We start from the raw sequence: 24,590 nt of genomic DNA, 5'->3' as shown, positions 1-24,590 counted from the left end.
ATCCGTACGCTGAAGGTGACCGGTCCGGAGTTAGGGGAAGCCATGAATGATCAGGACATTTTGACGCACATCCAGGCCCTGGTGGAGGAGGAGCACTCGCTGCGCGAGGGATCGGGCAGCGGGCAGGCCCCGGACCCGGCGCGGTTGAAGTACGTGGAAGAAAGCCTGGACCAGTGCTGGGACCTGCTGCGCCAGCGCCGGGCCAAGAAGGATTCCGGGGAGAACCCGAACGACGCCGAGGCCCGCCCCATCAGCGAGGTTGAGGGCTACCGGCAGTAATGCGTATTGCAGTAGCGCAGATCATCAGCGGTGCAGACACCGCCGCCAACCTTGAACTGATGTGGGACTACGCCGCGCAGGCCAGTAATGCGGACGCGCAGTTGGTTGTCTTTCCCGAAGCGACGATGCGCGCGTTCGGGCACTCCCTCAGGGACATTGCCGAGCCCCTCGACGGCCCGTGGGCCAGCGAGGTCCGCAGGATGGCCCGGGAGCTGGAGATCACGATTGTGGCCGGCATGTTCACGCCGGGGAAGGACGGCCGCGTCCGCAACACGCTGCTGGTCACCGGACCCGGTGTGGATGCTTCCTACGACAAGATCCACCTCTTCGATGCCTTTGGGTTCACGGAGTCCAAGACAGTGGACGCAGGGGAAGGGCCGGTTACGTTCGAACTCGACGGGACCGTCTTCGGCCTTGCCACCTGCTACGACGTGCGCTTTCCCGGCCTATTCACGGCAAACGCGAACGCGGGGGCGCAGGTGAACATCGTGTGCGCTTCCTGGGGCGCCGGGGAGGGCAAGGCCGAGCAGTGGGACCTGCTGATTCGCGCACGGGCGCTGGACAGCACCGCGTTCGTGATTGCCTGCGGCCAAGGGGATCCCGAAACTGTCGGCGCTGGTCCCGCCGGAACAGCACCCACGGGAATCGGCCACAGCGCGGTTGTGACCCCACTCGGCAAACCGCTGGTGACCCTTGGCGGAAAACCCGAACTCGCCGTCGTCGATATTGACCCCGCCACGGTGGCCGACGTACGGGCCAACCTGCCGGTCCTGGCCAACGCGCGCAGGTTCTGACCCTGTGAGCTGCCGTTCATAGCTCTGAAACAGAAGGCCAAGCAGGGTACGACGGCGTTTCTCACCTTAGGTGCGCTGCGTCGCCCGTGCCGGCGGGGAAGTTTTGGGAAGGTGCCAGCGTGGGTGGCTCCGGCCAGAGAAGCCGTTTACATTCCCGAAACATACCGGATACGTGAACTTCACGCGGGAGCGATTTGTGTAACGTGCCTGCAACTTTAAGCGGCATTGACTGAAACACGCGACGCCAAAAATGGATCCCGGGGGAAATGCTTGGGGCCAAAACGGGCCCCGGACCAAGATCACGTTGCGAAGGGACCCACCGGTGGAAATCACTGCCCAACACGTCTGGCTGATGATTTCGGCCGCCATGGTACTGCTGATGACCCCTGGGCTCGGCCTCTTCTACGGCGGCATGACCCGCGCCAAGGCCGCGCTGAACATGATCATGATGAGCTTCATCTCCGCCGGGATCGTGGGCGTGGTGTGGGTTCTCTGGGGTTACTCCATGACTACCGGAGACGGCATCCTGGGGCTCTTCGGCAATCCCTTCACGAGTTTCGGCCTGCAGAACCTGATGGGCTCGCCGGACCTCCTCAAGGCCGGTTACAGCGCCACCTTCGCCATCATCACCGTGGCCCTGATCAGCGGCGCCATCGCCGACCGCGCGAAGTTCAGCGCATGGGCACTGTTCGTTCCCGTGTGGATCACCCTGATCTACTGCCCTCTCGCCTACATGATCTGGGGTGGCGGGCTGATGAGTGCAGGCGGGGCCGTCTCCGCAATCTTCGGCCAGGTCATCGATTTCGCCGGTGGCGCCGTGGTGGAAATCAGTTCAGGAACTGCCGCGCTGGTGCTGGCCATCATCGTGGGCCAGCGCCACGGCTTCGCTAAGGACCCCAATCACCGCCCCCACAACCTGCCCTTCATCATGCTGGGCGCGGCCATCCTGTGGTTCGGCTGGTTTGGCTTCAATGGCGGCGCCGCAACCAGCGCTGAACAGGCCGGCCTCATCTGGATCAACACGCTGGTGGCCCCCGCCGCGGCCATGCTCACCTGGCTCATCACCGAAAAGATCCGCCACGGGCACCCCACCTCTCTGGGCGCCGCCTCCGGCGTTGTGGCCGGCCTTGTGGCCATCACCCCTTCCTGCGCCAACGTCAGCCCGGTGGCAGCAATCGGCCTGGGCTTGGTGGCGGGAGCGGCATGCTGCGTATTCGTGGACCTCAAGTACCGGTTCGGCCTTGATGACTCCCTGGACGTGGTGGGCGTCCACCTGGGGGCGGGCCTCATTGGCACCCTGTCCCTGGGATTCATCGCCCTCCCCGTGAACGGCCAGGGCGGCGGCCTCTTCTACGGCGGCGGTGTCCAGCAGCTCATCGCCCAGACAGCCGCCGTCGTCATCACCCTGCTGCTGTCCGGACTTGGCACGGCGGTCATTGCGCGGGTCATCAACAAGGCGGTGGGCTTCCGCGTCAGCCACGAGGCCGAGACCGCCGGCGTGGACCTGTCCGAGCACGCCGAGACCGCCTACGCGTTCGGCGAGATCGGAGCAGGCTTCAACCCCCTGCGCCAGGCAGCTGCGCACATCCCAACCGCTGCTGCTCCCGCGGAGCGGCACGCCCGGGAAGACTCCTTCGCGTAGCTTCCGCAGCCGCGGCCTAAGGATCTAGTCCGCAAGGATTTTGTAAAGCGCCCGGCGGGTTTCGTCCATCTTCTCGATCGCAGCAGCTCGCTGTTCCTGGGTCACGCCGGTGCGGAACTGATGGATGGCGCCCAGGAGCTTGCCGATGCTTTGGTGGAAGTCCCTGTCGGCGCTGTCCGGTTCGGCGTTCCAGGCGTTCTCCATCTCCTCGGCATGCTCTGCCACATAGGCCCTGCCTGCGTCCGTGAGTGCGAACTCGGTCCCGCGGCCTTCACTGAGCGCCTCGATCAGGCCCTCGTCCACCAACTGCTGGAGCGTGGGGTAAATGGATCCCGGGCTTGGCCGCCACATTCCGCCGGTCTTTGCGGCGATGGTCTTGATCAGTCCGTAACCATTGGATGGTGCCTCCGCAAGGAGCGAGAGGATGGCTGCACGGACATCGCCCCGGCTGGCCCGCCGGCCGCCCCGCCCGAAACCCGGGCCAAAGCCCGGCCCGAATCCGGGTCCGAAACCAGGTCCAAAACCAGGTCCGAAACCGGGACCAAAGCCCGGACCCCGGTGCCCGTGCGGTCCCCTGTGGCCCCTCCCCCGTTCGAAGCGGCCCTTGCCGAATTCCGGGCCGGGATTCCTGTCATCAAATATGCCTTTCATGGTGGCATGGTCCTTTCGTTTTCAGAAGCTCGCTGTTTTATTCAGCGATAGCTAACGATATGTCGGTAACTATCGCTTGGTCAATGGTTCGGTGTGACCAAATCCTGACCTTCCGCCACTGTTTCGGCCCTTGGCAGGGGCGTATCCTGTTCCCACCTCACAGGACGAGGGCTGAGGAATGGTGAAGAAGCGGAAGCGCAGGGGCGGTTTTGGCGCGGCCCTGGGACGGATCCTGGGGTTCCTTGCAGCGAGCGTCATGTGCGGCGTGCTGGCAGCCAGCCTGGTGGTTCCGGCTGTGGCAGCCGCCGGGATGGGCGTCAGTTCCTCCATTGGCTTCTTCGAAAGCCTGCCGGCGGAATTGACGGTGCAGCCGCCGTCGCAGGCTACGAAGGTCCTGACCGCCGATGGGCAACCGATCGCCACGTTTTACGCGGAGAACCGTGTGCGGGTACCGCTGGACCAGATGTCGCCCTTCATCAAGACCGGCATTGTCGCCATCGAGGACAGCAGGTTCTACGACCATGCGGGTGTTGATCCGCAGGGGATCCTGCGGGCGATGGTGTCCAACCTGACCAAGGGCGGCGAGCAGGGCGCCTCGACCATCACCCAGCAGTACGTCACCAACGTCCTGAACGAGGCACAGCTCTCACAGGACAGGCCGGACGCGGTGGTGCTGAACGGGCAGAAGACCCTTGGCGACAAACTGCGGGAAATGAAGCTCGCCATCACGCTGGAGAAGAAGTACACCAAGGACCAGATCCTTGAGGGTTACCTCAACATCGTGTTCTTCAGCAGCAACGCCTACGGAATTGAAGCCGCGGCACGCTACTTCTTCAGCACCAGCGCGAAAGACCTCACCCTTCCCCAGGCAGCCTTGCTGGCCGGGCTGGTCAACAGCCCAACCCTGTACAACCCGGCCACCAACCCGGACAAGTCGATTGTGCGCCGCAACCAGGTCCTGTCCGAGATGCTGCGCCTGCGCAAGATCACCCAGGCCCAGCATGACGAGGCCGTGGCCGCTCCGATTGAATTGAAGATCACGCCCCAGCAGCAGGGTTGCGCCAATGCGGCCATCGCGCCGTACTTCTGCGATTACATCTCGCACCTGATCCTCAACAATCCCGCCTACGGCCCGACGGAACCTGAACGGGAACGAAGGCTGTACCGGGGTGGGCTCACTATCGTCACCACCCTGGACAGCAGGCTTCAGTCTGCCGCACAGGCCCAGGTTGACGGCACCGCAGGCGCAAATCCTGACCGGTGGGCAGCTTCGCTGGTAACCATCCAGCCCGGCAGCGGCAAGATCCTGGCGATGGCCCAAAACACGGTGTTCCTTCCGCAACCCGGCAAGTTCGACACCAACCTCAACTTCAACGTGGATGCCAAGGACGCCCAGGGCAACGACCTGAACGGCGCCGGAGGTTTCCAGCCCGGGTCCACCATGAAGCCCTTCACCTTTGCGGAGTGGCTGAACGAGGGAAAGTCGATCACCGCCGAAGTGGACGCCTCACGCCGCGTCTATCCCCTGGGGTTCCCGTGGAAGGACAGCTGCGGAAAGGTGCTGGGAGCCTACAGCACCGCGCAGGCAAACCCCGCCCTTGGTGCTGCCGACGACCTGCAGAATGCCGAGGACGGCTTCTACCGGCCGATGCCCGTCAACTACGGCCTGTACAACTCGATCAATACCGCCACCTTCGCCGCGGCAGCGCAGCTGGACTTCTGCGGCATCCAGAAGATGGTGGATGCCGTCGGGCTGCACAGTGGCCTCGACAGCACCCCGGTCAACATGCACCAGCTGGGCAACCTGCTGGGCGGAACCGGCGTTGCCCCCCTTACCCTTGCCAATGCCTTTGCCACTTTCGCCACGGACGGCCGCTTCTGCGCACCCATTGGACTGGTTGATGTCACGGATGCAGCCGGGGCGAAGCTGCCTGCCCAGGCCCCGGACTGCCACGATGCCGTCAAACCGGACGTAGCCCGCGGCGTCAACTCGGTACTGCAGGATGTCCTGAAGAGGGGCTCCGGTGTCTGGATCAACCCGAAGGTCCATGACAAGGTCCCCACCGCAGCCAAGACCGGGACCTCGAACAACAACGGTTCCACCTGGGTGGTGGGATACACCACCGGCATGGTCACCGCTTCCTTCTTCGGGGATGCCCTGGAAGGCCAAAAGCGGCCAGGACAAAACGTGACCATCAACGGCACCTTCTACCCCCGGCTGGACGGATACATGATCGCCGGTCCACAGTGGGCCAACTACATGCTCAAGGTGGCGCCGCTTTATCCCGCAACCCCGTTCGCGCCGCCTCCCGCTTCGATGATTGGTCCCAGCCCCACCCCGAAGCCGTAGGCCCTGGCTTCAGCGGAGCGGCAGACCTCAGGGTCCGACAGCGACAGCCACCCAGAGCCCTATGTGGAAAACCAGCTGACCGCCGATAACTGTCCCCCCATCTGCCAGCCGGCTCCATGAGCAGTGGAACCCTTATTCCTGGCCCGTCCCCTTCCACAACCGCTTCCACCACGAACGCTGGGGCTCCGGTTCGACAGGAACTTCCACACTCCGCGCCGCACGCCGGCTGCGCCAGCGCTCCACTTCCTCCTCCACGTCACGGGTCTTGGTGACCACCGGCGGCCCGCCCTGCAGCTGGCGGCGGGCATCGATCACGCGCCGGTTGAAATCCTGAAGGAGGTCCCGGACCTGCTGCTCGGTGTACTGGGTATCCAGCTTGGCTTCGAGCTCAGCGTCCTCGGCGCGGAGCAGGATGGCAGCCGGGCCCAGGCCGCTGATATGTTCCCGCTGGATCAGCCCCTTGACCCACCAGTCGGGATCGTACGAGTCCCCCAGGCCGGGGATCGGTTTGCCCGCGTACTTGAGGTTGTCGAACTTGCCCTGTGCCATGGCGTCCCGGACCAGGTACTCGGCGCGGGCGGCATCACTGACTTTCCTCCGCTTCTCACGCTCCCTCTCGTCGAGGGCGTCCAGCGCGGCTTCCTCCTCGGCACTGATGCCGGCGCCGCGGTATGAACGGAGCTCCACTGCCCTCTCCAGGCGCTTCCGGAAATCCCCTGTCCCGCCGCTCATTGCTGCCACCGCCTTCCCTCGGCCTGAACCACCTTCCAGTATTTCAACGGGCGGCTTCCTTGTTCAACGGCAAAGGTGGGCGGACGACGGCGGGACGTCCCGCCGTCGTCCGCCCACCAGATGCTGTGGCGGGAGTTCGTCGTGGCAGCCGTGCAGTCAGGCGTTGGCGTGCTCGGCGAGGATGCCGTCGATCTGGCCCACGGCTCCCTTCAGGCCCTCCTCCATGCCCATGGCCACCATCTGCTCCAACTGCTCCTCGGATTCAAAGGACGACTGGATGGTCATGCGGGTACGCTCCCCCAGCGGCTCCAACGTGACCGTGGCGTGGGTGACGCCCAGGTCGCCGGTGGGATTGCCGTCGTCGTCCGCGAACCCGTCGTCGAACTGCAGCGTCCGCGGGGCATCAATCGCTGTGAATTCCCACCAGCCGTGGGCCTTCTCCCCCTCCGGGCCAGTCATGTAGTAGTTGGCACGGCCGCCGGGGACGAATTCCAGTTTGTGGAATGTGGCCGGCCAGGTGGGTGGGCCCCACCAGCGCTCCAGCTGGCGGGGGTCCTCCCACAGCTGCCACACACGATCGACGCCGGCGTCGAACTCTGCGACCAGGGTGAGGGTCAGCGCCTCCGGGTTCTTGTCCATAGTGATGACTGCCATGGCAAAGCCTTCCTAACCTTCAGCGAGAATGTCTGCCATCCTGGCGGCGCGCTGCCGCCAGATTTGTTCATATTCGTCGAGCAGCTGCCGGGCTTTCCGCAGTCCTTCATGATTGCCCCGCACGATCTGCTCCCTTCCGCGTTTTTCCTTGGCGACCAGGGATGCCCGCGCCAACACCGCCACATGCTTCTGGACGGCCGCAAAACTCATGGCATAAAGCGCTGCCAGGCCGGAAACGGAGTACTCGCCGACAGTCACCCGGCGGACGATGTCCCGCCTGGTGGAATCGGCGAACGCCTGGAAGAGGCGGTCCAGTTCAGTCTCAGTCAGCGTATCTACAACCATTTGGTTGTAGATTAGCCCTCAGTTGGACGTGCGTCAATGGTCCTGCCGTGGGCACCCCGGCCGTGCCGGTATCTTGAAGGCCATGAGCATCTTCCTCGCCGGGGCGGGCCCGGATCCGCTGGCATTCCAGGAGGTCTTCGACCGGTTCGCACTCGACGTCCGGGAACATGCCGGCCGCCGGACTCCCCGCATCGCCGTAGCCGTGCACCAACGCGGCGGCAACCTGCAGGAACTCGTGGCCGCCTGCGCCGAACCCCTCCAGGCCAGGATCGAGTGCGAAATTGCTGCCGTACCGCTTCCAGACGGCAAGCCTGCCGACCCCGGCGCTTTCGCGAAAGTCGATGCGGTGGTGGTGGGCGGCGGTCTCACACCGGCCTATTGGGAGGCCCTGCACCCCGCGGCCGCAACGATACGGCGCCTGGTTGCCGACGGCGCACCCTATCTGGGGTTTTCCGCCGGCGCCATGGTGGCACCCCGGCGGGCGTTGGTTGGCGGATACATGGTCAACGGAGTGGAAGTTTGCGGCGAAGAGTGCTCGGAGGGCCTGGACTCAGTGGATATCCGCGAGGGTCTGGGGCTGGCCGGGTTTTCCGTGGATGTCCATGCCGCCCAGGCCGGGACCTTGAGCCGTGCCGTGGGCGCCGTGGCAGCTGGCCTGGTGGAAAGGACGGTGGCCATTGACGAGCAAACAGCCGTGGTTTTAGCGGCCTTGGGCGACGGGGACTACGACGTCATCGGCAGCGGCCACTGTTGGGACGTTCACCGAAGCGGAGGGACCGCCGTCGTATCCGTAAGATCTGCATACTGACCGGGCCGGGATCAGGTTGGCAACCTGCCGGCTACGAGTCGAAGTGCGTGCGGACGCTGGTGCCGGACAACTGCTCAATCAGTTCCTTGGCAACATCCCGGAGCTTACGGTTGCGGTTGCTTGAGACCTTGGTGAGGATCTCCATCGCCTCTTCCTGCGAGCATCGGTTCTGCGCCATGATCACGCCGCAGGCCAGATTGATGGCGGTCCTGCTCTCAAGGGCGGCTTCCAGGTCGTCGGCCCGGTTTTCGCTCGTGTTGATGCGCACGGAGAGCTGCATGGTGTTGTGGGCGGCACCAGCGAAACCAACTGCCTTATCGTATACATCAGCGGTGAACGCGTGGGGTTTGGCGGCGAAAAAGTTCAACGCCGCCCTTGCATCACCGGTTATCACCAACGGCACGCCAAGGCTGCTGCGCACGCTGTGTTCGGCCAGCTTCTTGTTGAAGTCCGGCCATCTCGGGTCTTTTGCGACGTCGTCAATCATGATCGGAGTCATCTCCCGGAGGGCACGGACGCAAGGCCCGTCGCCCAACAGCTGCTCTATGTGGTCGAGCTCCAGCGCACGGTCGCTGCTGCCGGCTGCAGTGGCAGGACGCCGCCGGACTTTGAGGGTGACAGCACACTCGATCGTGTCGTTCGCAGCTTCGGAGACCGCTGCGGCAGCCATGCCCGACAGCCCGGACAGGAAATCCACAATGCCCTCCGCGCCCACCAGGATTTCCTGCAGCTGACGGACCGACTCGTTATCTGCTGATGTCGACATGCTGCAATCCTACTGTTGCAGCCAAGCGGCGCGTGGAGACGCCAAGTGGTTAACATATGCTGGAGAGATGCCCCAGCACCTGCCCATTGACGAGCTCAGCATTGTGATTGCTCGGATTCAGGGATTGTTGCTGACAGAGGAAAAGGTGGGCACCGCGGTCAGCCTCCTGGCGCGGGCCGCCAAGGAGTCAGTCCCGGGCACCATCGGTGCTGGCGTGTCCCTGCTTGACTCCCGGGGCCGGCGGACCAGCAGCGGCTACACCGACGGGGTGGTGGAGCAGGCTGACGCCGAACAGTACCGCCATGGCGAAGGTCCCTGCCTGACAGCCTGGGCGGCAGAGATTCCCGTCCTGGTCCAGGACCTCCACGACGACATGCGGTGGCCGCTATGGCGGGACTCGGTGCGGGGAACTGCCCATCCGGTCAGTGGTGAGTGCACCGTTGATGGCCGGCAAGGAAGCGATCGGCGCCCTCAAACTGTATGCCGCCACACCGTCCGGCTACGACGAGACCAGCGTGCGGCTGATTCAACTGTTCGCCGGGCCGGCCGCGACCCTTCTGTCGCACGTCCAAGGAAGCGAAGCTCCGCGCAAAATGACGGAAGGGCTGCAGACTTCGCTCCACAGCAGGGATGTCATCAACCGCGCCTGCGGTGTGGTGATGGAACGCCTGGGCACGACGCACAAGGCGGCGCTGCAACAGCTGATGAACCAGGCGCGGAACGAGCGCACCACCCTGCTGAACATCAGCGAATCCATTCTGGCCGGGACGCCGGCGTCCGGGATTTAGGCAGCGCGGATGGGTTTCGATCCACACGAACCGGAACAAAGGCGCCGGCTCCGTGCAGCCCTCAGGGCAGCGGATATCTCCGTGTCGGAGCTGTGGTTGAAGTACTTTGGCATGTCCGGAGACGCAGGCGAATATGAGGTGGAGGCCTACCTGCAGGGCCTTCTCTCGCTGCCGCCGATCCAGCGCGACCTGCTGGCGCTTGCGGCGAACGAGTTGATTGACGAGCGGCCGCGGCCGCGTGCGCCCTACTCCAATGACTTCACATCCAGGCCGGAGGCCGCGGAAGAGGATGCGGGTGGGGATGCGGAAGGGGATGACGACGGCGGCAGCGAACCAGGCGCCGCCGCGCCAAGCCCCTGAAGCAGCATCAGTGAGACGGGCATCAAACCCTGTTCGGAATCCCCTTTACAGGCGTAGTGTCGAATAAAGGATCACTGGCGCAACTAGGGATTGAGGCCTTATGGCCAACAACGATGCAGTCACCACCGCAGACCAGTATCAGGATTTATTGCTCAACACCCCGGAATTTTCGCAGTTCCTCCTGGGCCTTGCGACCATATCCGCGTCGCAGCTGGGGGGCGACGGGGCGCCGGTGGCATGTACGGTCACCGTGGAGCGCGACGGCGCCCTGTCCACGTTTGCCTACAGCAGCGAAGAGGGCCGCCGGCTGGACGAGACCCAGTACGCCTTTGGCATAGGCCCATGCCTCGCCGCGCTCAGGGAGCAGCGCAGCGTATTGATCGACGACCTGCAGCTTGACCAGAGGTGGGCACCGTACACCTATGCCGTTGCAAAGCTGGGTGTGCGCTCGGTTTTGGCGGTACCCATCCGCACGGAGCCCCTTTCCCAAGCGGCCCTCAATTGCTACGCGCATGCTGTCCATGCCTTCGACCCCGAGACCGTCAAGCTGGTGGAGGACCAGGCGGCGTCGATGTCCCGCATCCTTCGGCTCGCCCTGCGGCTCCACGCCCCTGAGGTCTTTTCCGAGGACCTGCGGGCCGCACTGAAGTCGCGCGCGGTGGTTGACGCGGCCATTGCGCTGGTTATGCTCCAGGCCCGCGGCGGCCGGGACGGCGCACTGGACCTCCTCCAGGCCGCTGCCGCATCCGGCAACCGCCGGATCCAGGAGATTGCGCAGGAGATCGTGGCGAGGGGCAGCCTTAATGCCGATCCGGGTGGGGGTAAAAGATGAATGCCGAATGGACCGGGGGCCGGACCAGCTGATCGAAGCCGACGAGCAACGGCGTGGAGCAGCACTGCGCTTCCGTAACGCCGGGGTGGACTGTGCGCCCGCTCACAAGTGATGAGAATCACTCGCAATAATAGGGCATTTTGGTTGAGCAGGCACTTTCGTCATGGGCACTATGGAAGGGCAGGGCCGGACACATCGGCCCTTGACATCCTGGTGACGCAATGAGGCCCACCGGTGAGCACCGGCCACCGATCCTCTGAGCGCGGACAGGCCAATTGACCGGACGCAGCGCCGGCTTGATACAGGAAAGTCTGAACAATGACGTTTAATACTGCCGAATCCGTGACCCTGAAGATCTGGGACCGTACCTCACTCCACGAGACCCTCGATTCCGCGGTCAGCGACCTGTCGTCGCGCCACAACACCACCACCTGCCGCATCGCTGTCACGTGCAGCGGGCCCAACACCTTCACCCTGAGTGTGCGCGGCGACGAGGCGGCACTGGCCCTTTAGGCACTCCCACCACCAGGGGGCGCGGACGACGCCGGGGAACCACCCGCCGTCGTCCGCGCCTTTTTGCTGCCCCGTCGAGCGGGACCGCGGAACGGCGTAGCATTCGTGAGGTACGCGCAGCAGGACGGGGAGGAAACATGGATACCCAGCAAAAGCCCGGCCGGTTCAACCTCGGGTCCCTGGCAGTGCCGATCATCCAGGCACCGATGGCAGGCGGGCCCTCCACACCTCAGCTCGCGGCGGCTGCCACTGCCTCCGGCGGCCTCGGCTTCCTCGCGGCCGGATACAAGACCGCCGCGGCGATGCGCTCCGAGATTGAGACGGTGCGCTCACTCACCAGCCGGGCGTTCGGGGTCAACCTGTTCGTTCCCCAGCCGTCGGTCATCAGCCCGGCGTCCCTTCAGAAGTACGCGGCGTCCCTGGCCCCTGACGCCGAGCGCTTCGGTGTCAGCCTGGGCGAGCCACGGCATGACGATGACGACTGGGACAAAAAGCTCGAGGTCCTGCTGGAGCTCGCGCCGGCCGTTGTGTCCTTCACCTTCGACGTTCCCGCTACCGGGGTGGTCCAGGCCCTCCAAAAGCAGGGTGTGTATGTGGTCGCCACGGTGACGGACCGCGGCGAAGCGCTTCAGGCGCTTGAAGCAGGCGCCGACGCCCTGTGCGTCCAGGGCCCGGAAGCCGGCGGCCACCGCGGGACGTTCAAGGCGGATGTTCCGCCTCCCGAGGTGCCCCTGCATGGCATCCTCGAAGAGCTCTCCGACCTTGAGGTGCCGCTCATCGCGGCCGGCGGGATTGCCACGCCCGATGACACGCGGGCTGCCCTCGCCGTGGGTGCCGCGGCGGTCCAGGCCGGAACCGCCTTCCTCCGCGCGGATGAAGCGGGAACCAAGGCGGCGCACCGGGCCGCGTTGTCGTCATCGGAGCGGTTCACCACCACCGCCGTCACCCGCGCCTTCTCGGGCCGCAACGCCCGCGGCCTCTACAACGAATTCATGCGCCGCCACGATCCCGATGCCCCCTACGGCTACCCGGAGATCCACCACCTGACCACTCCCCTGCGGGCAGCGGCTGCAGCCGCCGGCGAGCCGGACTGGCTGAACCTGTGGGCCGGCATCAACTACCGGCATGCCGTGGACGGCCCCGCGGCGGCGATCCTCAAGAGCCTCGCCCCGTAGCGGGTTGATGCTTCTGCCACGGCTGCTGCTTCTGCCACGGACGACGGCGGGCCGGCCCCTTTCGGAGCCGGCCCGCCGCGCGGGGGTGGTGCTTTAGAGGGTGGCGGTGTCGATCACGAAGCGGTAGCGGACGTCCGAGGCAAGGACGCGCTCGTAGGCTTCGTTGATCTTCTCAGCCGGGATGACCTCGACCTCGGCGCCCAGGCCGTGCTCGGCGCAGAAGTTGAGCATCTCCTGGGTCTCGCGGATGCCGCCGATCATGGAACCGGCGAAGGAGCGGCGGCCGCCGATCAGTGCGAACGCATTGACGGGAAGCGGCTCGGCAGGAGCACCAACGTTGACCAGTGCGCCGTCAAGCTTCAGCAGGCCGAGGTAGGAGCTGATGTCGATTGAAGCGCTGACCGTGTTGATGATGAGGTCGAAGGAGCCGGCGAGCACCTCAAACGTGGCGGGATCGCTGGTGGCGAAGTAGCTGTCAGCGCCCAGGCGCAGGCCGTCTTCCTGCTTCTTCAGCGACTGGGACAGGACAGTCACGTCGGCGCCCATGGCGTGGGCGAGCTTGACGGCCATGTGGCCCAGGCCGCCGAGGCCGACGACGGCGACCTTCTTGCCGGGACCGGCGCCCCAGTGCCGCAGCGGTGAGTAGGTGGTGATGCCGGCGCAGAGCAGCGGTGCGGCGACATCGAGTTCGATGCCCTCGGGGATGGTCACCACGAAGTCCTCGGTCACCACAACGTGGGTGGAGTAGCCGCCCTGGGTGATGGTGCCGTCGCGGTCAACGGCGCCGTACGTGCCAACGTTGCCCTTGAGGCAGTACTGTTCCTCGCCTTTCTGGCAGTTGGCGCATTCCTTGCAGGAGTTGACCATGCAGCCAACACCAACACGGTCGCCAACGGCATGCTTGGTCACCGCGGAGCCCACCTCGGTAACGATGCCCGCGATTTCGTGGCCGGGAACCAGCGGGTACTGCTGCGGGCCCCAGTCGCCGCGGACAGTGTGGATGTCCGAGTGGCAGATGCCGGCGAACTTGATGTCGATCATGACGTCGTGGGGACCCACCTCGCGGCGCTCAATGGTGGTTGCCACCAGGTCCTCCGTGGCGGACGGGGATGCATAAGCCTTGACGGTAGTCATGGTTCTCCTGTGATCTGTTGGGGGATAACTGAAATGCTACCGGGGTTGTTCGGATCAAACCCCGGAAAAGGTGGGGCCAGCGTGGCCCTGTTGTACCTGGTCTTGGCAGTCCTACCCTCCGCAGCCTGGCCAAGCCGGTGAAACGTCAGGGCCGGAGGAGCACCTTGATGGCGCGGCGTTCGTCCATGGCCTTGTACGCCTCTGCTGCCTGGTCCAAGGGGAGTTCGAGGTCGAACACCTTTCCGGGGTTGATGTCGCCACGGAGGATCAGGTCGATCAGCTCGGGAAGGTACTGCCGGACCGGAGCGGGACCGCCGTGCAGGTGGACGTGCGAGTAGAACAGGTCCCGGCCTGGCAGCGCCACGTCATGGGAGACACCGACGAAGCCCACATGGCCGCCGGCACGGGTGGCGTGGATTGCCTGCAGCATGGATTCCTGCGTGCCAACGGCCTCGATGACCGAGTGTGCGCCGAGCCCGCCCGTGAGTTCCTTGATCTTCTTCACGCCTGCGTCCCCGCGCTCCTCGACGATGTCGGTGGCGCCGAATTCGCGGGCCAGGGCCTGCCGGTCGGCGTGGCGGGACATGGCAATGATGCGTTCGGCGCCCATCTGCTGTGCGGCCAGGATCCCCAAAAGCCCCACGGCGCCGTCGCCCACGACCGCCACGGTTTTGCCTGGTCCCGCTTCGGCCGCCTTGGCGGCAAACCATCCCGTGCCCAGGACATCGGAGGCGGCAAGCAGCGACGGAACCATGCCGGCGTCGGGCATCTCCGGCGTGGCCACCAGGGTGCCGTCCGCCAGCGGGACGCGCAGGTACTCAGCCTGCGCACCGCCCACGCCCTGCCGGTGGACGCAGCCGCTTTGGTAGCCGGAGCGGCAGATCTCACAGGTGTTGTCCGAGGCGAAGAAGGAGCCAACCACGAACTGGCCGGGGCGGACATTCTTCACGTCGGCGCCCACTTCTTCGACGATTCCCACGTATTCGTGGCCCATCGGCATGGGTTTGGCCAGTTTGTCTGCGCCCCGGTAGGGCCAGAGGTCGGACCCGCAGACACAGGCGGCAACGAGTTTGATGACCGCGTCGCTGGGCTGCCTGATGGCGGGTTTGTCACGGTCCTCGACGCGCACGTCTCCGGGGGCGTGCATGATGGCTGCGCGCATGCTGGGTCCTCCAAGGGGTGGAAAGCTGAAAACGGACAATCCCATCAAACCCGGCCCGGGGAATGTTGGCGAGGGCCCTGCTGTAACTGGTTCTGGCAGAACCTCCTTAGGGCGATGCCGATGGTCGTAACGTGGTCCCCATGGATAACCGAGCCGAGGTCCGACAGTTCCTGTCCTCCCGCCGTGGGCGCATCACCCCTGAGCAGGCCGGCATCGAACCGTACGGCGGCCGGCGGCGCGTACCGGGGCTGCGCCGCGAGGAGGTGGCCCGGCTGGCGGGCGTCAGCGTGGACTATTACACCCGGCTGGAACGCGGGAACCTCAGCGGCGTTTCGGACAGTGTCCTGGATGCCATTGCCGGTGCCCTGGAACTGGACCGCGCGGAACACGACCACCTCTACGACCTGGCCCGGGCGGCCAACACGTCGGGCCGGAAGAGGGCTGCGGGCGCCGGAGGTTCCGCGCCCTCGAAAGTGCGGCCCGAGCTGCAGTACCTCCTGGACACCATCACCGGGGCACCTGCGTTCATCGGCAACAACCGGATGGACATCGTGGCCGCCAACACCCTGGGCTACGCCCTCTACTCGGACATGTACCGTGCCCCGTCACGGCCGGCCAACCACTCCCGGTTCATCTTCCTTGACCCCCGGGCCCACAACTTCTACACCGACTGGGACCGGGCCGCCAACACCAATGTGGCCATCCTCCGCCGCGAGGCGGGCCGCAACCCGCATGACAAGGGCATCGCCGAACTCATCGGTGAGCTGTCCATGCGGAGTGACGAGTTCCGCACGCTCTGGGCAGCGCACAACGTCCGCCGCCACTACGCGGGGACCAAGTTCTTCCAGCACCCCGTGGTGGGCCTCCTGGAACTGAACTACCAGGTCCTGGGCCTGGAAGAGGACCCCGGGCACACGCTCACCGTGTATCCCGCCACTCCCGGCAGCCCCTCCGAGGAGGCCCTCAAGCTCCTGGCCTCCTGGGCGGCCACCGAAAAGATCGCGGACATGGCCCAGGGCCAAGTCCGCGCCTAGGCCACAGGGCTTCACCGGCCGCCGGCCTTCGCCCGCGCCTTGCCGTCCAGTCACATTAACCTCCGTTGCGGTTCGTGGCTCCGCGTTGCCTGGCTTGTCCCCATTGGTCCGCGTTTGTCGGCCGGATGGCGCCATAAGTAGCGCCGTTTCGCAGCGTTTAGCCTCCATTGCGTGCTGCTGGCCAACGCCCTGCGGACCGTGCTTGAGTGTTTTCACGGCACCGGCCAGGCCGTAAGCACCAGCCCAAAGCGCGGGCACGCCGCCGCGCCGACGGCCCCACCCACCTCACACGTCCACCCGGGCACACACCCCGGGTGCCGTCGTCGTACCCGGAATCTTTCCCCGAAAGGAACACCATGTCCTTCCCAGCACCCCCGCCCCACTCCAGCCCCGGCTCCCCGGCATTCACCCGCCGCCGTGCGCTGGGCGCACTTCTGGCGATTCCCGCCGTCGGCCTGCTGTCCGCCTGCGGCGGGACCGCCACCGCAGGCGGCGCCCGCATCAGCCAGGGCGCCCTGGAACCGCTGGCTGCCTCGGTGCCCGCCGGGACCACCATCAAGGTGGGCGATCCCAGCATCAAAGTGGCGCTGGAACTGTCCGGCCTGATCAAGGACCTGGACGGCTTCACGGTGGAGTTCGCCAACATCTCCGGCGGCCCGCAGACCACCGAGGCGTTCCGGGCGAACGCCCTGGACGTGGGGTCCGTGGCGGACATCCCGCCCATCCACGCCACCTGGACCGGCCTCGACGTCCGCATCATCGCCGCGGGCTACCGCCAGGATGCCGTGAACCATCCCATTTATGAGCTGGGCGTCGCCCCGGGAGCGGGCATCAGCCGCCTGGAAGACCTGCGCGGCAAGAAAGTGGCCTACAGCCCGGGCCAGGCGCAGGGTGCGCTGGTGCTGCGGATCCTGGACAAGGCCGGGCTCAGGCAGGAGGACGTCAAGCTGGTGGAGCTGCCCAGCACCGGGGACGCCTACGCCACGGCGCTGGCCAGCAAACAGGTGGACGCAGCTCCCCTGGGCGGGGTCCAGATCAAACGCTACCTGGCCAAGTACAAGGCCGACGGCGCCACCACCATCCGCCACGGGCTGCGCGATGATCCCAGCCTCCTCTACTCCCCCGCCAAGGTCCTGGCCGATCCGGCCAAGGCCGCCGCCCTGGCCGCCTACGTGAAGGTCTGGGGCAAGGCGCAGCGCTGGATCGAAGACCACCCGGCGCAGTGGCTTGACGGCTACTACGTCAAGGACCAGGGGCTGTCCCGCGAGGACGGCCAATACCTGATCGATGCCACCGGCAAGCGCGACCTGCCCACCGCCTGGACCGAAGCGATCGCCAGGCACCAGGAAACCATCGACCTCCTGGCCCGCGAGCAGAAGAAGCCGCAGCTGACGGCGGCCGACCTGTACGACACCAGGTTTGAAGCCCTCGCCGGCACGGCATTTGCGCCCGCCGGAAAGGCAGGTGCCGCATGAGCACCGTACTGGACCGGCCCGTGGTGGCAGCCCACCAGGATCCGGCACCGGCAGGGCGGCCGGATGTGCGGCCCGCAGGGAAGCGGCTGGGGCCCGGACGACGCCGGCAGCTCGCCTGGGTGGGCCCGTCCGCCTTGCTGCTGCTGTGGACAGTCTCTTCCGCAACAGGGCTCCTGGACCCGCGCATCCTGTCCGAACCCTGGACCGTGGTGGCCACCGCCGGTGAGCTCATCGCGGATGGCCGGCTCCAGGAGAACCTGGCCATTTCCGCCCAGCGCGCCGGCCTGGGGCTCTTCTTCGGCATCCTGGTGGGCGCCGTCCTGGCGCTCCTGTCCGGGCTGAGCCGGGTGGGTGAGGCCCTCATCGACGGGCCCGTGCAGATCAAGCGCGCCATCCCCGGCCTGGCCCTGATCCCGCTGCTGATCCTGTGGTTCGGCATCGACGAGACCATGAAGGTCCTCACCATCACCCTGGGCGTCTTTGTCCCGGTGTACCTGCAGACGCATGCGGGCCTGCGCGGCATCGACCTGCGCTTCGTGGAGCTCGCACAGACCGTGGGGCTCAGCCGGGCCGGCTTCATCCGCAAGGTGGTCCTCCCCGGTGCCCTGCCCGGGTTCTTCCTGGGCCTGCGCTTCGCCGTGACCGGCGCCTGGGTGTCCCTGGTGGTGGTGGAGCAGATCAACGCCACCAGCGGCATCGGCTACATGATGGAGCTCGCCCGCACCTACGGCCAGACCAACATCATCGTCCTGGGCTTGGCCGTCTACGGCATCCTTGGCCTCCTCTCCGACGGCATTGTCCGCTTCATCGAACGAAAGGCCCTCTCATGGCAGCGCACCCTGGCGGGCTGACCGCCATCGGCCCCGCACGTCCCGTACGTTCCGCCGTTTCCGTCCGGGACCTGGTCCGGGGATTCGGCCCGAAGGGAGTCCTGAACGGCGTTGACCTGGACATCGCCCCCGGCGAGTTCGTGGCCCTGCTGGGACCCAGCGGCTGCGGCAAAAGCACCCTGCTGCGCGCCCTGGCCGGCCTGGACCACGACGTCCGGGGCAGCGGCGTGATCAGCGTCCCGGACCGCGTCTCCGTGGTTTTCCAGGACTCGCGGCTCCTGCCCTGGGACAGCGTGCTGGGCAATGTCACCCTGGGCGTCCGGGAGCACGACGCCGAAGCCCGCGCCCGCAAGGCCCTCGCCGAAGTGGGGCTCGCCGGACGTGAAAAAGCATGGCCGCACCAGCTGTCCGGCGGCGAACAGCAGCGCGTGGCGCTGGCCCGTTCACTGGTCCGCGAACCCCAGCTGCTGCTGGCCGACGAGCCGTTCGGCGCCCTGGATGCGCTGACCCGGATCAGGATGCACGGGCTGCTCCAGGACCTGGTGGCCGCGCACCGCCCAGCCGTCCTGCTGGTCACGCACGACGTGGACGAGGCCATCGCGCTTGCAGACCGGATCGTGGTCCTGGACCACGGCCGCATCGCCACCGTCCGCCCGGTAACGCCGGAGATCCGCTCCTCCGCCGATGCGGCCGGGCATGAAGCCCTCCGCCGCGGCCTCCTCACCGATCTTGGCGTCGTCGGCGCCACCCACTGAACCACCAGACCCGAAGGACTACCCATGACTTCCAATAACCCTCCCCGGCGCCGGCTCCACCTGAACGCGTTCCTGATGAGCACCGGCCACCACGAGGCCTCATGGCGGCTGCCGGAAAGCGATCCGCAGGCCAGCACGGATATTGGGCACTACAAGTTGCTCGCCCAGACTGCCGAGCGCGGCAAGCTGGACTCCATCTTCTTTGCCGACTCCCCCGTCCTGTTCGGCGAGGTGGGCCGCCGTCCTGCCGGCAAGCTCGAGCCCACGGTGCTGCTGACGGCGATCGCCGGCGCCACCGAACGGATCGGGCTGATCGCCACCGCGTCCACCACCTACAACGAGCCCTTCAACCTGGCCCGCCGCTTCGCGTCCGTGGACTGGGCCAGCGGCGGACGGGCAGGGTGGAACGTGGTGACCACGGCCGGCCCGGACGCCGCCCGCAACTTCGGCGTGGACGACCAGCCCGCCCACGCTGTCCGGTACGAGCGCGCCGCAGAGTTCATCGAGGTGGCGCAGAAGCTGTGGGACAGCTGGCAGGACGACGCCGTGCTGGCCGACAAGGCCGAAGGCGTGTGGGGTGACGCGGACAAGATCCGGGCCATCGACCACGAGGGCAGGCACTTCAAGGTCCGCGGTCCCCTGAACGTTCCCCGCTCACCGCAGGGGCACCCGCTGATCGTCCAGGCGGGCTCGTCCGAGGACGGCAAGGACCTCGCTGCCCGGTACGCGGACGCCGTCTTTACCGCCCACCAGACCCTTGCCGATGCGCAGGAGTTCTACCGCGACCTGAAGGCCCGCACCGCGGCCGCCGGCCGTGATCCGGAGGCCATCAAGATCCTGCCGGGCATCGTGCCGGTCATTGGTGCCACAGCGGAGGAAGCCCAGGAGCTGGAGCGCGAGCTGGACCGGCTGATCAAACCCGAATACGCCCGGATCCAGCTGGCCAAGACCCTGCGCGTGGACCCGGAGGACCTGCCGCTGGACCGGCAACTGCCGGACAACCTGCCCAGCGAGGATGAGATCGAGGGCGCCAAGAGCCGCTACACCCTGATCGTCCAGCTGGCGCGCCGGGAGCAGCTCACCGTGCGGCAGCTGATCGGCCGCCTGGGCGGCGGCCGCGGGCACCGCACCTTCACCGGCACCCCGGTGCAGGTGGCGGACGCCATCCAGGAATGGTTCGACGGCGGAGCGGCGGACGGCTTCAACATCATGCCGCCGGTGCTCCCGTCCGGGCTGGAAACCTTCGTGGACCAGGTGGTGCCCATCCTGCAGGAGCGCGGCCTGTTCCGGACCGAATACACGGGCCGGACCCTGAGGGAGCACTACGGCCTGCCACGGCCGGCCAACCGGTACGCGGGGGCGTCCGCCGCCGGCCTTGCCTCGATTGGATCCGCGTTCTGACTGCCGGGATCCATGAGACGGTGCCCCAGACCGTGTGATACGAGGGCCCGGGAGGGGTAGTCCCTAGACTGGCAGTGAACATTAAGGCCAGGACTGGACGAAGGAGCAGGACATGAGCGGTGTAATCGTTGTAGGTGTGGACGCCAGCCCGTCCGCACGGAAGGCTGCGGAAGTGGCGCTGGGGCTGGCGGAGTCGCTGGGAGCGACACTTCATGTGGTGACCGCCTTTGAAATGGAGAACGCCGAAACCTTCGGGGTGGGCTCGGACAAGGTGCGCATCTCCAACGCGGACAGCTCGGAGATGGTGGCAAAGTCGCTCGGCGCCTCGCGGCCGGGAGTGGAGATTACCCACTTCGCTGCCCGCGGCAAGCCGGCCGATTCCCTCATCAAGGAAGCCATCCGCCTGGATGCCCGGCTGATCGTGGTGGGCAACCGCAGGATGCGCGGCATCGGCCGGCTCCTGGGCAGCGTCGCCAACAGTGTGGCGCACAATGCCCCCTGCGATGTCTACATCGCGAACACGTACGAGGACTGACCTGCCCCACACACAAGGAGGGCGGACGACGGCGGGAACTCCCGGCGTCGTCCGCCCTCCTTCTGCGCAACGGTGAGTTACGCCCCGTACTCCTCATCGGTCACGTGGCGGAGCCAGGTGACAACCTGTCCGTTCCCGTCGGCTTCCTGCATGGCGATGTGTGCCATGAACCGCTCAGGGGTGGCCCCGTGCCAGTGCTCCTCGCCGGGTTCGATGTAGACCACATCGCCGGGGCGGATTTCCTGTACCTCGCCGCCGCGGCGGGCCACCAGGCCGATGCCGTCCGTCACGTAAAGGGTCTGGCCCATGGGGTGGTGGTGCCAGGCGGTCCGGGCGCCGGGCGCGAACCGGACGTGCGCGCAGCCAATGGCTGACTGTTCATCCGGATTCCGGATCCCGTCGATCTGGACCGTACCCGTGAACCATTCCTTGGGCCCGGCCGTCGTCTGGCCGCCGCTCTGGGTGTACTTCATGTTCTCCTCCTGGTGGTTCGGGTAGATGGGAAGGTGTGCGTTGGTCATGCTGTCTGCCCGGGGCCGGCAGGCGTGGCCCGGGACGTCACGAAGGCCAGGACGGACGCCGCCGCAAGGACCGCTGCGGCCACCAGGAAGGTGACGCGGTAGCCGGCCCAGTCGAACAGCACTCCGCCCAGCGTGGATCCGATGGCGATTGATGTTTGGATGACGGCCACCATCAGGCCGCCGCCCGCCTCCGCGTTGTGGGGCATCGCCTTCGCAATCCAGCTCCACCAGCCCACCGGCGCGGACGTGGACATCAGGCCCCACAGGCCCAGGAGAACCACGACGGCGGCGATCCACCCGCCGGAGGGAACGAGCGCTGCGGCAAGGACCGCCATGAGCGCCGGAATAAAGACCAGCGTCCGGTACAGTCCGGTGCCGAGAAACCGGCCGATCAGCAGGGTGCCTGCAAATCCCGCCGCACCGATGACCAGCAACACCAGGGACACCATGCCCGCATCGACGCGGGTCACCGTTTCCAGGAACGGGCGGACGTAGGTGAACAGGACGAACTGCCCCATGAAGAAGGCGCCGCAGGCGGCCATGCCCCAGGCAATCGGCCGGCTCTTGAACGCGGCGAAGATCCCGAAGATGTTTCCCGCTACACGCGCCTGCCGTTGGACGTTCATGGACGGCAGGCTGATCCACTGCCAGAGAAGCGCGAGCACGGCCACCGGCACCAGGCAGAAGAACGCCCCGCGCCAGCCGATGACGGAGCCAAGGTAGCTTCCCAGCGGTGCAGCCAGCACGGTTGCGAGGGCGTTGCCGCCGTTGAAGATGGCCAAGGCCCGCGCCACCTGGTGGGCCGGCACCAGCCGCATGGCGGTGGCTGCCGACATGGACCAGAACCCCCCGATCACCACGCCGATGAGGGCGCGGCCGATCATGAAGAGCAGGTACCCCGGGGCCGTGGCCACCAGCGCCGCGGAGGCGGCCATCAGCGCCGTCAGGCCCAGCAGCAGGGTCTTGCGGTTTATGCCGCCGGCCAGAGTGGACACGGACAGGCTGGTCAGGACGGCCAGCACGCCGGAGACCGCGATGCCCTGTCCCACCATGCCCTCGGAAACCTGCAGTTCCGATGCCATCGGCGTGAGCAGGCTGACCGGCATGAACTCGGAGGCGATCAGCGAGAAGACGCACAGCGACATCGCGAAGACGCCTCCCCAGTGGGCCTGCTGGTGCCCGGGGATGCCTGGTCGCTGCTGCCCGCTGGTGTTGATGACGGTTGTTTCGGAGGCCATAGCCTCCATCAAAGCGCGCTTCCGAAGCCCTAGCGAGGGCCCTGCTGAAACGGGTCTTGGCAGACCCCCCTTACCGCAGCACAGCTGACGACGGGGCCTCCCGCCGCCCTCCCGTGGCCGCCACCGGGGGCTGCGGCTTGTACACCCAGGCCACCAGCACCACGGAGATGATCATTAGCAGGAACCAAGCCACGAGTTTCTCAAGGCCCACCGGGTGCCAGCCGTCCACCTGGCTGGGGTAGAGCCAGGCGCCGGACCAGGTGGCGATGTTCTCGGCGAGCCAGATGAACAGCGCCACCAGCAGGAAAGAGACCGGCAGCGGCATGTGGAACTCCCGGCGGAACACGCGGAAGTGCATGACGCACCGGCCGTAGATGAGCACGACGGCGGCGAGCAGCACCCAGCGCAGGTCCCAGATGTAGTGGTGGGTGAAGAAGTTGGCGTAGATCGCGGCGGCGAGGACGGCGGTGATCCAGCGCCGGGGGTAGGCGGCGAACTTCAGGTCGAACTGCCGGTAGACGCGCACCATGTACGAGCCCACGGCGGCATACATGAACCCGCTGAAGAGCGGCACGGCCCCGATGCGCAGGAAGCCTTGGGCATCGTAGGACCACGAACCCACGTCGGTCTTGAACAGCTCCATGACGGTCCCCACCAGATGGAACAGGACGATGACCCGCAGTTCCCGCAGGGTTTCCAGCTTGAACGCCACCATCAGGATTTGGATGACGACGGCGGCGATCGTCAGGAAGTCGTTGCGCGCCAGGCCGGCAGTGTCCGGATACCAGATCCTGGCGGCCATGAGCACTGCCAGGAGCGCCGCGCCGAAGATGCAGGCCCAGCCCTGCTTGAGGCCAAAGACCACGAACTCAGTGAGTCTTGTTTTGCCGCCGCCGGCCGGAGCAGTTGCCAGGAACCTCCTGGCCCGTTCGTCGATCCGCTGCTCCACCGGTGGTGAACCGCGTCTGGGGCTAGGCACTGATCCCCTGGCGCTGGCTTGGCCGGGTGTTTCTCTTCAGGTCCCTGTCGAGTTCGCGCAGGCAGTAGTTCTTGAACCAGTACCTGATGCCCCGCGGCAGCCGCGGGTAGGCAACGGCCAGGATGCGAAAGGTGCGGTTGAAGCGCCGTTCGTGCCGGTCGCTCCAGCCGAGGCCGAAGTCTTTCCGCAACTGGTGGGGAAGGAGTCCGGCGGTGAGGAACCTGGCAGGGGGGATGATGGCCCGGTACCACAGGGCTGTGTGCTTGGGAAACAGCAGGCCGCGTCCAACGCGGACCCCGGGGGCCTCCGCGTGCAGGGTGGAGACGTGTTCGGCCCAGTAGCGGCCGAACTCCGCCCTGTCCTTGGGCCACATGCCCGGCGGAAGCTGCAGCGCGGTGCCGATCCGCGCGTAGTCCAGGTACATGGCGTCGGCAGCTGCATCGTCCAGCGGGCCGTAGATCTTCTCGATGATGGTCAGAGCGGTGTCGTAGAGTGTGGCCACCACCCAGAGCTGCAGTTCCGGATCATAGGCGTTGTACCCGGCGGACGTTTTGTCCGCAGTGCCGTGCACCGGAACATGAGCCCGGTTAACCCTGCGGCGGACCTCGTTAACCTGGGCGTCGTTTCCATAGACGACCGCGTAGACATACGTCAGTGTGCCTTTGAGCCTGTTGACGGGGCGCTCAGTGAACGTGCTGTGTTCCGCCACGCCCCGGCCAATGGCCGGATTGGCAAGCTGCAGCAGAATGGCCCGCCCTGCCCCAGCAAGCAGGATGCCTTCCGCCCGGTAGTCGGAAAATTCCTGCACCATGTCAACAGGGTACCGTCACGGCAGGA

27 protein-coding genes are annotated in these 24,590 nt (G+C 66.3%); 16 read left to right on the top strand and 11 right to left on the bottom strand.

Annotation, left to right across the window (positions count from 1 at the left end):
* The first annotated feature begins 42 nt into the window (after positions 1-42).
* The 3 genes from FB478_RS09150 to FB478_RS09140 all read left to right on the top strand — a co-directional run bounded on the left by FB478_RS09150 (position 43) and on the right by FB478_RS09140 (position 2,715).
* A complete protein-coding gene (locus FB478_RS09150; RefSeq protein WP_026265973.1) occupies positions 43-279 on the top strand; it encodes a DUF2630 family protein in 237 nt (78 codons plus the stop codon).
* Positions 279-1,073 (top strand): carbon-nitrogen hydrolase family protein, encoded by a 795-nt coding sequence (locus tag FB478_RS09145; RefSeq protein WP_134165460.1) that lies wholly within the window; start codon positions 279-281, stop codon positions 1,071-1,073. Before FB478_RS09150 ends, FB478_RS09145 begins: the two co-directional genes overlap by 1 nt.
* A 322-nt stretch (positions 1,074-1,395) precedes the next feature.
* Complete coding sequence (locus tag FB478_RS09140) at positions 1,396-2,715, top strand: ammonium transporter (RefSeq protein ID WP_144600245.1); 1,320 nt, start codon at positions 1,396-1,398, stop codon at positions 2,713-2,715.
* A gap of 24 nt (positions 2,716-2,739) precedes the next feature.
* Here the strand turns inward: FB478_RS09140 and FB478_RS09135 are convergent, their stop codons facing one another.
* A complete protein-coding gene (locus FB478_RS09135) occupies positions 2,740-3,366 on the bottom strand; it encodes a PadR family transcriptional regulator (protein ID WP_018770600.1) in 627 nt (208 codons plus the stop codon).
* A gap of 178 nt (positions 3,367-3,544) precedes the next feature.
* Between FB478_RS09135 and FB478_RS09130 the strand changes: the two genes are divergently transcribed.
* On the top strand, positions 3,545-5,716 hold the full coding sequence (locus FB478_RS09130) for a transglycosylase domain-containing protein (RefSeq protein WP_056391483.1): 2,172 nt from the start codon (positions 3,545-3,547) through the stop codon (positions 5,714-5,716).
* A gap of 132 nt (positions 5,717-5,848) precedes the next feature.
* On the opposite strand, the gene FB478_RS09125 is transcribed toward FB478_RS09130, so the two are convergent.
* The 3 genes from FB478_RS09125 to FB478_RS09115 form a co-directional block, all read right to left on the bottom strand.
* Positions 5,849-6,448 (bottom strand): DUF1992 domain-containing protein, encoded by a 600-nt coding sequence (locus tag FB478_RS09125; RefSeq protein WP_056391486.1) that lies wholly within the window; start codon positions 6,446-6,448, stop codon positions 5,849-5,851.
* Between the two features lie 156 nt (positions 6,449-6,604).
* Entirely contained in the window at positions 6,605-7,102 is a 498-nt protein-coding gene (locus FB478_RS09120) for an SRPBCC domain-containing protein (RefSeq protein ID WP_018770603.1), read from the bottom strand.
* A 12-nt stretch (positions 7,103-7,114) separates the two neighbouring features.
* Positions 7,115-7,447, bottom strand: coding sequence for a helix-turn-helix transcriptional regulator (locus tag FB478_RS09115; protein ID WP_056391489.1), 333 nt, complete (start codon positions 7,445-7,447; stop codon positions 7,115-7,117).
* 82 nt (positions 7,448-7,529) lie between these two features.
* Between FB478_RS09115 and FB478_RS09110 the strand changes: the two genes are divergently transcribed.
* On the top strand, positions 7,530-8,255 hold the full coding sequence (locus tag FB478_RS09110) for a Type 1 glutamine amidotransferase-like domain-containing protein (protein ID WP_144600244.1): 726 nt from the start codon (positions 7,530-7,532) through the stop codon (positions 8,253-8,255).
* A gap of 31 nt (positions 8,256-8,286) precedes the next feature.
* Here the strand turns inward: FB478_RS09110 and FB478_RS09105 are convergent, their stop codons facing one another.
* Positions 8,287-9,021, bottom strand: a complete 735-nt coding sequence (locus tag FB478_RS09105; protein ID WP_144600243.1) for a GAF and ANTAR domain-containing protein — start codon at positions 9,019-9,021, stop codon at positions 8,287-8,289.
* Positions 9,022-9,464: 443 nt separating this feature from the next.
* On the opposite strand from FB478_RS09105, the gene FB478_RS21335 reads away from it, so the two are divergent.
* From FB478_RS21335 to FB478_RS09080, 5 genes are all read left to right on the top strand, one after another.
* Positions 9,465-9,809: an ANTAR domain-containing protein gene (locus FB478_RS21335; RefSeq protein ID WP_261377373.1), complete on the top strand. Its 345-nt coding sequence runs from the start codon at positions 9,465-9,467 to the stop codon at positions 9,807-9,809.
* Positions 9,810-9,818: 9 nt separating this feature from the next.
* The gene (locus FB478_RS09095) at positions 9,819-10,169 is read left to right on the top strand and encodes a hypothetical protein (RefSeq protein WP_144600242.1); all 351 of its coding nucleotides are present in this window, start codon (positions 9,819-9,821) and stop codon (positions 10,167-10,169) included.
* Between the two features lie 100 nt (positions 10,170-10,269).
* Positions 10,270-11,001, top strand: a complete 732-nt coding sequence (locus FB478_RS09090) for a GAF and ANTAR domain-containing protein (protein WP_018770609.1) — start codon at positions 10,270-10,272, stop codon at positions 10,999-11,001.
* Between the two features lie 318 nt (positions 11,002-11,319).
* A complete protein-coding gene (locus tag FB478_RS09085) occupies positions 11,320-11,514 on the top strand; it encodes a hypothetical protein (protein ID WP_018770610.1) in 195 nt (64 codons plus the stop codon).
* Between the two features lie 137 nt (positions 11,515-11,651).
* On the top strand, positions 11,652-12,689 hold the full coding sequence (locus FB478_RS09080; protein WP_144600241.1) for a nitronate monooxygenase: 1,038 nt from the start codon (positions 11,652-11,654) through the stop codon (positions 12,687-12,689).
* Positions 12,690-12,782: 93 nt separating this feature from the next.
* Here the strand turns inward: FB478_RS09080 and FB478_RS09075 are convergent, their stop codons facing one another.
* Together FB478_RS09075 and FB478_RS09070 are read right to left on the bottom strand one after the other, a co-directional pair.
* Complete coding sequence (locus tag FB478_RS09075; RefSeq protein WP_144600240.1) at positions 12,783-13,823, bottom strand: NAD(P)-dependent alcohol dehydrogenase; 1,041 nt, start codon at positions 13,821-13,823, stop codon at positions 12,783-12,785.
* 145 nt (positions 13,824-13,968) lie between these two features.
* Positions 13,969-14,985, bottom strand: a complete 1,017-nt coding sequence (locus FB478_RS09070) for a zinc-dependent alcohol dehydrogenase family protein (RefSeq protein ID WP_018770613.1) — start codon at positions 14,983-14,985, stop codon at positions 13,969-13,971.
* 140 nt (positions 14,986-15,125) lie between these two features.
* Between FB478_RS09070 and FB478_RS09065 the strand changes: the two genes are divergently transcribed.
* The 6 genes from FB478_RS09065 to FB478_RS09040 all read left to right on the top strand — a co-directional run bounded on the left by FB478_RS09065 (position 15,126) and on the right by FB478_RS09040 (position 21,015).
* Positions 15,126-16,019, top strand: coding sequence for a helix-turn-helix transcriptional regulator (locus tag FB478_RS09065; protein ID WP_026265975.1), 894 nt, complete (start codon positions 15,126-15,128; stop codon positions 16,017-16,019).
* Positions 16,020-16,375: 356 nt separating this feature from the next.
* Positions 16,376-17,494 (top strand): ABC transporter substrate-binding protein, encoded by a 1,119-nt coding sequence (locus FB478_RS09060; protein ID WP_144600239.1) that lies wholly within the window; start codon positions 16,376-16,378, stop codon positions 17,492-17,494.
* Positions 17,491-18,345 carry an ABC transporter permease gene (locus FB478_RS09055; RefSeq protein WP_144600238.1) on the top strand — a complete coding sequence of 285 codons (855 nt, stop codon included), beginning with the start codon at positions 17,491-17,493 and terminating at the stop codon, positions 18,343-18,345. The genes FB478_RS09060 and FB478_RS09055 overlap by 4 nt, the downstream gene beginning before the upstream one ends.
* Complete coding sequence (locus tag FB478_RS09050) at positions 18,321-19,079, top strand: ABC transporter ATP-binding protein (protein ID WP_018770617.1); 759 nt, start codon at positions 18,321-18,323, stop codon at positions 19,077-19,079. Before FB478_RS09055 ends, FB478_RS09050 begins: the two co-directional genes overlap by 25 nt.
* 24 nt (positions 19,080-19,103) lie before the next feature.
* Entirely contained in the window at positions 19,104-20,480 is a 1,377-nt protein-coding gene (locus tag FB478_RS09045; RefSeq protein ID WP_018770618.1) for an LLM class flavin-dependent oxidoreductase, read from the top strand.
* A gap of 112 nt (positions 20,481-20,592) precedes the next feature.
* Positions 20,593-21,015: a universal stress protein gene (locus FB478_RS09040; protein WP_018770619.1), complete on the top strand. Its 423-nt coding sequence runs from the start codon at positions 20,593-20,595 to the stop codon at positions 21,013-21,015.
* Positions 21,016-21,092: 77 nt separating this feature from the next.
* On the opposite strand, the gene FB478_RS09035 is transcribed toward FB478_RS09040, so the two are convergent.
* The 4 genes from FB478_RS09035 to FB478_RS09020 all read right to left on the bottom strand — a co-directional run bounded on the left by FB478_RS09035 (position 21,093) and on the right by FB478_RS09020 (position 24,564).
* Complete coding sequence (locus tag FB478_RS09035) at positions 21,093-21,488, bottom strand: cupin domain-containing protein (RefSeq protein WP_144600322.1); 396 nt, start codon at positions 21,486-21,488, stop codon at positions 21,093-21,095.
* A gap of 44 nt (positions 21,489-21,532) precedes the next feature.
* Positions 21,533-22,774: an MFS transporter gene (locus FB478_RS09030; protein WP_144600237.1), complete on the bottom strand. Its 1,242-nt coding sequence runs from the start codon at positions 22,772-22,774 to the stop codon at positions 21,533-21,535.
* Positions 22,775-22,844: 70 nt separating this feature from the next.
* Positions 22,845-23,753, bottom strand: coding sequence for a DUF817 domain-containing protein (locus tag FB478_RS09025; protein ID WP_261377372.1), 909 nt, complete (start codon positions 23,751-23,753; stop codon positions 22,845-22,847).
* A complete protein-coding gene (locus FB478_RS09020) occupies positions 23,746-24,564 on the bottom strand; it encodes an oxygenase MpaB family protein (protein ID WP_056391521.1) in 819 nt (272 codons plus the stop codon). The genes FB478_RS09025 and FB478_RS09020 overlap by 8 nt, the downstream gene beginning before the upstream one ends.
* Positions 24,565-24,590 lie beyond the last annotated feature (26 nt).

Source organism: Arthrobacter sp. AG367 (genome assembly GCF_007828995.1).
Taxonomy (GTDB): Bacteria; Actinomycetota; Actinomycetes; order Actinomycetales; family Micrococcaceae; genus Arthrobacter.
The sequence above is the reverse complement of the archived record's forward strand: the minus strand, read 5'-3'. Positions and strand labels throughout refer to the sequence as shown.